Consider the following 321-nt stretch of genomic DNA (forward strand, 5'->3'; position numbering starts at 1 on the left):
GGGCAACCCAGCAGTTTTAATCAACTGTTACCACTAGATGAATTCATAGTCTAGTTGGAGGTAAACGCTGTGAACTGAAACATCTCATTAGCAGCAGGAATATAAAGAAATTTCGATTCCCTAAGTAGCGGCGAGCGAACGGGGAACAGCCCAAACCAAAGTGCTTGCACTTTGGGGTTGTAGGACTGAACATTTGAGTTACCAAAGAACTTGATAGTCGAAGGATTTGGGAAAATCCGCCATAGATGGTGATAGCCCAGTAGATTAAATCAAATTCTCTCAGTTCAGGATCCTGAGTACGGCGGAACACGTGAAATTCCG

The 321-nt window shown here is 43.9% G+C and carries 1 rRNA gene; it reads left to right on the plus strand.

The annotated features are described in order from the left end of the window. A 23S ribosomal RNA gene (locus L5849_RS15495) occupies nucleotides 1-321 on the plus strand; the annotation flags it as partial.

The organism is Erythrobacter sp. SN021, from assembly GCF_021864455.1.